Here is a 7224-nt window from a genome sequence, read left to right as displayed (position 1 = left end):
CGCGTCGGCCCGGTGACGACGAGCTTGGCCATCATCGAATCGAAGTGACCCGGCACGACCGAGCCCGACACGACGCCGGCATCGACCCGAACGCCCGGACCCGACGGCGGATCGAACAGGGTGACGGACCCCGGCGTCGGCAGGAAGCCGCGGCCAGGGTCCTCGGCATTGATGCGAAACTCGATCGAATGGCCGCGCGGCTCGGGCGTCTCGCGAATCCGCAGCGGTTCGCCGTCGGCAATTCGAAGCTGCTCCACCACGAGGTCGAGGCCGGTCGTCTCCTCCGTCACGGGATGTTCGACCTGCAGCCGCGTGTTGACCTCGAGGAACGAGATCGTACCGTCCTGTCCCAGCAGGAACTCCACCGTGCCGGCGCCGACATAGCCGGCTTCGGCGCACACGGCGCGCGCGCCCTCGTGGATCGCCGAGCGCTGTTCCGGCATCAGGAAGGGCGCCGGCGCCTCCTCCACCAGCTTCTGGTTGCGGCGCTGGAGCGAGCAGTCGCGCGTGCCGACGACGAGCACCGCGCCGTGGCGATCGGCGAGGATCTGCGCCTCGACATGGCGCGGCCGGTCGAGGAAGCGCTCGACGAAGCACTCGCCGCGCCCGAACGCGGCCTCCGCCTCGCGCGTCGCGGAGGCGAAGAGCTCCTCCACCTCCTCCAGCCTCCAGGCGACCTTCATGCCGCGCCCACCGCCGCCGAACGCCGCCTTGATCGCGATCGGCAGCCCGTGCGCTTCGGCGAAGGCCAAAGCCTCACCGGCGTCCCTCACCGGTCCGTCCGAACCCGGCACGAGCGGCGCGCCGACGCGGGCCGCGATCTCTCGCGCGCGCGTCTTGTCGCCGAGCGCCTCGATCACGCGAGCGTCGGGGCCGATCCAGTTGAGGCCGGCCTCCGTCACCGCGCGGGCGAATTCCGGCCGCTCGGACAGGAAGCCGTAGCCGGGATGGACGGCATCGGCCCCCGCACGCCGTGCGACGTCGAGCAGCTTCTCGATGTGGAGATACGTGTCGGCGGGCGCGTTGCCGCCGAGCGGATAGGCCTCGTCGGCAAAGCGCACGAAGGGGGCGTCGGCGTCGCAGTCGGCATAGACGGCGACGGAGGCGACGCCGTGGTCGCGGCAGGCCCGGGCGATGCGAAGCGCGATCTCGCCGCGATTGGCGATGAGGACTTTTCTCATGGTCGACCTTCGGAACGTTCGGGTTCGATCTCGGCAAACGGCCGGATCACGTTGAAGCGGATGCGCGCGCCGACCGGGATCTGTCCGGCCCGGTCGAGATGGTACTCGGCGAGCGTCGCGATGACGGGATAGCCGCCGGTCAGCGGATGATCGGCGAGGAAGAGGACGGGCTGGCCGTTGTGCGGCACCTGGATCGCGCCGTTGGCCGTGCCTTCGCTCGGCAGTTCGGCCGTGGAATCGCGCCGCTCCAGCGGCACCGCGCCTTCGATCCGCAGGCCGACGCGGTTGGAGAGCGGCGTCACCGTCCATTCCTGCGTCGTCAGGGTTTCGATGCCGGCCTGCGTGAACCATTCGGTGCGCGGACCCATGACCACGTCGAGCACCACGGTCTCGCCGGGCGCCGGGAGATCCTTCGGCGGCACCTCCGGTGCGCCGACGGGGCGACGGCCTGATTGAGCGTTCACTGCCAGCCGGTCGCCGACGACGACGGCGGGAGGACCGAGGCGGGCGAGAGAATCCACCGACGCCGACCCCAGCACCGGCTCGACGGCAAAGCCGCCGCGGACCGCGAGATAGGTGCGAAGGCCGCGCCGGGGCGCCTGGAGCGTGACGCGGTCACCGGCTTCGAGCGAGACCGGGCGATAGGCCTCGGCGATCTGCCGGCGGCCCGCCGCGTCGCGGACTTCGAGCGCGGCATCCGTGCCGGTGATGGCGACGACGGCAGCGCCGTCCGCGGTGAAGGCGAAGCCCCCGCCGACGATCTCGAGCGCCGGCTCGCCCGGCTCGTTGCCGACCATTCGGTTGGCGGCATGGAGCGCCGCGCGGTCGAGCGCGCCGGAGGCGGAAACCCCTTGCGCCGCCTGCCCCGGCCGGCCGTCGTCCTGGAACAGCGGCGGCATCGGCGCGGCGGTGACGAGGAAGCACGTGCCGTCACGGTGCGCCGGTGCGGCAACGGCCTGCGCGCGCGCCGCCTCCCGCGCGGCGATAGCGTCGAAGGCGGCCCGTTCGGCCAGCCGCGTGAAGCGCACGCGCGTGCCCGGCTGGAACAGGGTCGAGGGATCGCGTGCGAGGTCGAACATCTTGAGCGGCGTCGTGCCGATCAGCTGCCAGCCGCCCGGCCCCTCTTGCGGATAGACGCCGGCAAACGGGCCGGCCAGCGCCACGGTGCCGGCGGGAATGCGGGTGCGTGGGCTCTGGCGCCGCGCGACGTGGAGCGCGGGATCGCCGCCGACAAGATAGCCGAAGCCCGGCGCGAAGCCGGTGAAGGCGACGGTGAACTCGGATGCGATGTGCCGGGCGATGACCGCCTCTGGCGTGAGCCCCGTCAGCCGCGCGACGTCGTCGATGTCCTCGCCGTCGTAGAGCGTCGGGATCTCGACGAGGCGCTCGGAGGCGGCAGCCTTCGCCGAGATGTCGCGGGCGCGAAGGTCGGCGGTAAACGCCGCCATGTCGGGCGGCGTTCCCGGCCGGAAGCGCACGAGAAGCGTGCGCGCGGCCGGTACGATCTCCTCGACCGCAGCCACGGGCTGTGCCTCCAGAGAGGCGAAGAGCGCCAGCGTCTCGTCGAGGTCGGCAAGCTCGACCAGCACGACCCGCAGGCTGACGGGAAGGATGCGCATCGAAGCTCCTCAGGCCGGCGCGAAGGGCGAGATCGAAATGCCGTCGGCCATGAGGCGCTCGCGCACGGCGCGGGCGATCGAGACCGCGCCGGGGCTATCGCCGTGGACGCAGATCGACTGGGCGCGCAGGCGGATGATCGAGCCGTCCACCGCCTCGATCTCGCCGTCCGAGGCGAGCCGCGCCATGCGGGCCGCGACCACGGCTGGATCGTGGATCACCGCGCCCGGCTCGCGGCGCGAGACCAGCGTGCCCTCCGGCGTATAGGCCCGGTCGGCGAAGGCTTCGGAGACGGTCTTGAGGCCGGCGTCCTCGGCGAGCCGCACCAGCGGCGCGTTGGCGAGGCACATCAGGACCAGCGACGGATCGGCGGCGAGGATCGCCTCCACCACGTCGCGCCCCTGCCGGGGGTCGCTCGCGATCGTGTTGTAGAGCGCGCCGTGGGGCTTCACGTAGGTGACGCGGGTTCCGGCGACCTCGGCCAAGCCCTTCAGCGCCCCGATCTGGTAGATCACGTCGGCGACGAGGTCCTCGGACGCGACGTCCATGTTGCGGCGGCCGAAGCCGCCGCGGTCGGGATAGGAGACGTGGGCGCCGATCGCGACGCCCTGCGCGCTGGCGCTCTTCAAGGTGCGCAGGATGCCAGCCGGGTCGCCGGCGTGGAAGCCGCAGGCGACGTTGGCGGAGGAGACGAGGCCGAGCATGGTCTCGTCCTCGCCCATTTCCCAAGCGCCATAGCTTTCGCCGAGATCGCTGTTGAGGTCGATGGCGGTCATGTGCGGCCTCCGTCGGTCACATCGAGAGGAAGGCGAAGATGGGGCCGATCGACTTGTAGCCCATCCACCAGGTCAGCGCGCAGGTCAGGACGCCGAGCGCGGTCAGCCATGCCGGGTGGCGGTAGCCGGGCATCAGGTCGGGCCGCGCCCAGGCGGCATAGATGAAGATGGTCAGGCCGATCGGCAGGATCAGGCCGTTGAAGCCGCCGACGAAGACGAGGAGTGCTGCCGGGGCCGTGCCGACCACCATGTAGGCGGCCAGCGAGACGGCGATGAAGACCACCGTCGACCAGGCGCGTCCCCGCTCGGTGATGCGCGGGTTGAACGTGTTGAAGAAGGTGACCGACGTATAGGCCGCGCCGATCACGCTGGTGATCGCGGCCGCCCAGAGCACGACGCCGAAAAGGCGGAGGCCAAGCTCGCCGGTCGCGGCATAGAAGGCCTGCGCGGCGGGGTTCGCGGCTTGGCCCGACAGGTCGAGGGTGACCCCGCCGGCGACAACGCCGAGCACCGCGAGGAACAGGACGAAGCGCATCACGCCGGTGACGGCGATGCCGGACAGGGCGGCGCGGGTGACGGGCCCGAGGTTCTCGATGCCGACCGTGCCCTTGTCGAGCAGGCGATGCGCGCCGGCATAGGTGATGTAGCCGCCGACCGTGCCGCCGACGATGGTGGTGATCGTGGCGAAATTGATCTCGTCCGGCCAGACGGTCTGGCGCAGCGCCTCGCCGACCGGCGGATTGGAGGTGAAGGCGACGAAAAGCGTCAGCGCGATCATCAGGAGGCCGAGCACCACGATGATGCGGTCGACGGCGACGCCGGCGCGCTTGGACGAGAAGATGCCGATGGCGACCAGCGCCGACAGGGCGCCGCCGACCTTCGGATTGAGCCCGAGCAGCGCATTGAGGCCGAGGCCGGAGCCCGCGATGTTGCCGATGTTGAAGATCAGGCCGCCGAAGATGACAAGGACGGCGAGGAGATAGCCGGCGCCGGGGATCGCCGCGTTGGCGATGTCGGAGGCGCGCATGCGCGTCACGGCCACGATGCGCCAGATGTTGAGCTGCACCACGAAGTCGATCAGCACGGAGGCGAGGATGCCGAAAGCGAAAGCCGCGCCCATGGTCGCCGTGAAGGTGGCGGTCTGGGTGATGAAGCCGGGCCCGATCGCCGAGGTCGCCATCAGGAAGACGGCGGCGACCAGAGACGAGCGACGGGCGGCAGCGGTCTCGGCAAGGCTCGGCGCACTCGGCGCCAAGGAGGATGCGGGGGAAGCGGGATCCATCGTCTTGGCTCCTGTGGGGCGGCGTGAGCCGGAGAATTGCGGCTGAATTGCGATGACTAGCTTCGTTCGATTGAACTCGATCGTCAATATTGTTCAACGATTTTTGCATGCCTGTCCTGCAAAATGTGCAGGCGGCAGGCATTTTGCCGGATCGTTGGTCAGCCGAAGCGGCCTGCTTGAACAATTCCGGTGCGTTGGTTGCCAGCTGCCGCCGGCGCGGCTTGATCGCGCCGGCGGCATGGCCGATGGTCGCGGCGTCTTCGAACGGAGCGGGAAAGCGCCATGGCGATGCGAGGAGCGATTGGGAGCCTCGGCTTCGCGGCAGGTCGGGTCGCATGAGCGCGCCGGACATCGCATCGTCCGCGCTCGCCGGGCGGCTGGCCGAGCGGCTGCGCGACCGCATCATCGCGGGAGAACTCCTGCCGGGTCAGCGCCTGTCGGAAAACGCGCTCGCGGCCGAGCTGTCGGTGTCGCGCAACACGCTGCGCGAGGCGTTCCGGCTCCTCACCAAGGACGGGCTGCTGCGCCACGAGCCCCATCGCGGCGTCTTCGTCACCACCCCCGACCACGCCGCGGTGATCGACATCTATCGCGTCCGACGGCTGGTGGAGTGCCGGGCGCTGGCCGGCGCCGAGCCCCGCCATCCCGCGATCGCCCGCATGCGCGCGGCGGTGGAACGGGCCGAGGCGGGGCACGAGGCCGGCGACTGGCAGGCGGTCGGCAGCGCCAACATGGCGTTTCACGCCGCGATCGTCGATCTTGCCGACAGCGCGCGGCTCGCCGCCTTCTACGCGCAGGTCGCCGCCGAGCTGCGGCTCGCCTTCGGCCTTCTCGACACGCCGGAAGCGCTGCACGCGCCCTTCATCGACGGCAACCGGGCGATTCTGGAAGCGCTCGAAGCCGGACGCCCCGCGGACGCCGCCGACCTCCTCGACGCCTATCTCGGCCGCGCCGAACGCATTATCCTCGGCGCGCTGTCGCGCCGCACGGGCGCCTCCCCCGCCGGCTGACGGCGCATGCCCGGCTAACGAGATCGGCGCTCGAAACCGGTCCTGAAAGCCGGCAGCGGCGGAACCTCGGACCGCACGGGCGGCTTCCCGACGCAGGATGACCGGCGCTCGCCGTGAACGCGCGGCGATCCCGTCGTCGCACCAGCCGGGAGGCCCGCAACCATGACCGATCGAACCCTGTCGCGCCGCACCGTCCTCGGCGGCGCGGTCCTCGGCGCCGCCGCGATCGCGGCACCCGTCGGTGCTGAGACGCAGAACGCGGGGCGCACCGCGGCGGCTGACGGATCGCCGCGCCTCAGCGACCCGCGCACGCGCTACACCAGCGAGCCCTTCCCCGAGCAGAAGCAGCCCTGGCCCGGCCTCCAGTCGCAGATGACACCGGTGCCCGACTGCGGCGAGACGAGCTATCGCGGGTCCGGCCGACTCACCGGGCGCCGGGCGCTGGTCACGGGCGGCGACAGCGGCATCGGCCGGGCGGCGGCGATCGCCTTCGCGCGCGAGGGCGCGGACGTCGCGATCAACTATCATCCCGACGAGCAGCCGGACGCCGAGGACGTCGCGAAGCTCATCCGCGAGGCGGGACGCAAGGCGGTGCTTCTGCCCGCCGACATCCGCACGCTGGAGGCCTGCGAGGGCATCGTGCGTCAGGCGGTGGAGGCGCTCGGCGGGCTCGACCTTCTCGTCAACAACGCAGCCTACCAGCAGTCCAAGGCCGACATCTCCGAGATTTCCGACGAGCAGTTCGTGCGGACCTACGAGACCAACGTCTTCCACACATTCCGCGTCTCGAAGGCGGCGATCCCGAGCCTGCCGCCCGGCAGCGTCATCATCAACACGATCTCGGTGAACTCCTACGATCCCGGCGAGGAGCTGATCGACTACGCCTCGACCAAGGCGGCGATCCTGAACCTCACCAAGGGCATGGCCAAGCAGCTCGCCAGACGAGGTATCCGGGTGAATGCCGTGGCGCCGGGTCCCGTCTGGACGCCGCTGCAGGTGGCCGGCGGCCAGATCGAGGGCACGATGGGCGAGTTCGGACAGGACACGCCGCTCGGCCGCGCCGGGCAGCCGGCCGAACTCGCCCCGCTCTACGTGGCGCTGGCCGAGGACGGCACCAGCTTCTCGACCGGCACGGCGGTCGGCGCGCACGGCGGCAAGGGCAATCCCTGACACGGGGTCGACGCATCACCTTCATCTAACGCAAAACCGCCGCGCCCCTTTCGGAAGCGCGGCGGTCGTAAAAATAGTCGGTCGTCGCTTGGACGGGAGCGCTCAGAACTCCTCCCAGCCCTCCTCGACGGCCGCGGCTTTCGGAGCCGCCCCGCCGTGACCGGCGGTGCGCATCTGCGCGACGGGAC

The 7224-nt window shown here is 70.9% G+C and carries 6 protein-coding genes; 2 read left to right on the top strand and 4 right to left on the bottom strand.

The features are described from left to right. The 4 genes from QZ753_RS19060 to QZ753_RS19045 all read right to left on the bottom strand — a co-directional run. A partial coding sequence (locus QZ753_RS19060) for a biotin carboxylase N-terminal domain-containing protein (protein WP_294645974.1) occupies positions 1-1181 on the bottom strand: 1181 nt, incomplete at its 3' end. Further along, the gene (locus QZ753_RS19055) at positions 1178-2800 is read right to left on the bottom strand and encodes a 5-oxoprolinase/urea amidolyase family protein (protein WP_294645972.1); all 1623 of its coding nucleotides are present in this window, start codon (positions 2798-2800) and stop codon (positions 1178-1180) included. The genes QZ753_RS19055 and QZ753_RS19060, both read right to left, overlap by 4 nt. A gap of 9 nt (positions 2801-2809) precedes the next feature. Further along, complete coding sequence (locus QZ753_RS19050; protein WP_294645970.1) at positions 2810-3574, bottom strand: 5-oxoprolinase subunit PxpA; 765 nt, start codon at positions 3572-3574, stop codon at positions 2810-2812. Positions 3575-3590: 16 nt separating this feature from the next. Further along, positions 3591-4856 carry an NRAMP family divalent metal transporter gene (locus QZ753_RS19045; RefSeq protein WP_294645969.1) on the bottom strand — a complete coding sequence of 422 codons (1266 nt, stop codon included), beginning with the start codon at positions 4854-4856 and terminating at the stop codon, positions 3591-3593. A 335-nt stretch (positions 4857-5191) separates the two neighbouring features. Between QZ753_RS19045 and QZ753_RS19040 the strand changes: the two genes are divergently transcribed. Both QZ753_RS19040 and QZ753_RS19035 read left to right on the top strand, forming a co-directional pair. Further along, on the top strand, positions 5192-5866 hold the full coding sequence (locus tag QZ753_RS19040) for a GntR family transcriptional regulator (RefSeq protein ID WP_294645968.1): 675 nt from the start codon (positions 5192-5194) through the stop codon (positions 5864-5866). 162 nt (positions 5867-6028) lie between these two features. After that, positions 6029-7036: an SDR family oxidoreductase gene (locus tag QZ753_RS19035; RefSeq protein ID WP_294645966.1), complete on the top strand. Its 1008-nt coding sequence runs from the start codon at positions 6029-6031 to the stop codon at positions 7034-7036. The last annotated feature ends 188 nt before the right edge of the window (positions 7037-7224 follow it).

The sequence above is a fragment of the uncultured Aureimonas sp. genome, assembly GCF_913775355.1.
Classification (GTDB): domain Bacteria; phylum Pseudomonadota; class Alphaproteobacteria; order Rhizobiales; family Rhizobiaceae; genus Aureimonas.
Note: the sequence above shows the minus strand (reverse complement) of the source record. Positions and strands in the feature narration are given on the sequence as shown.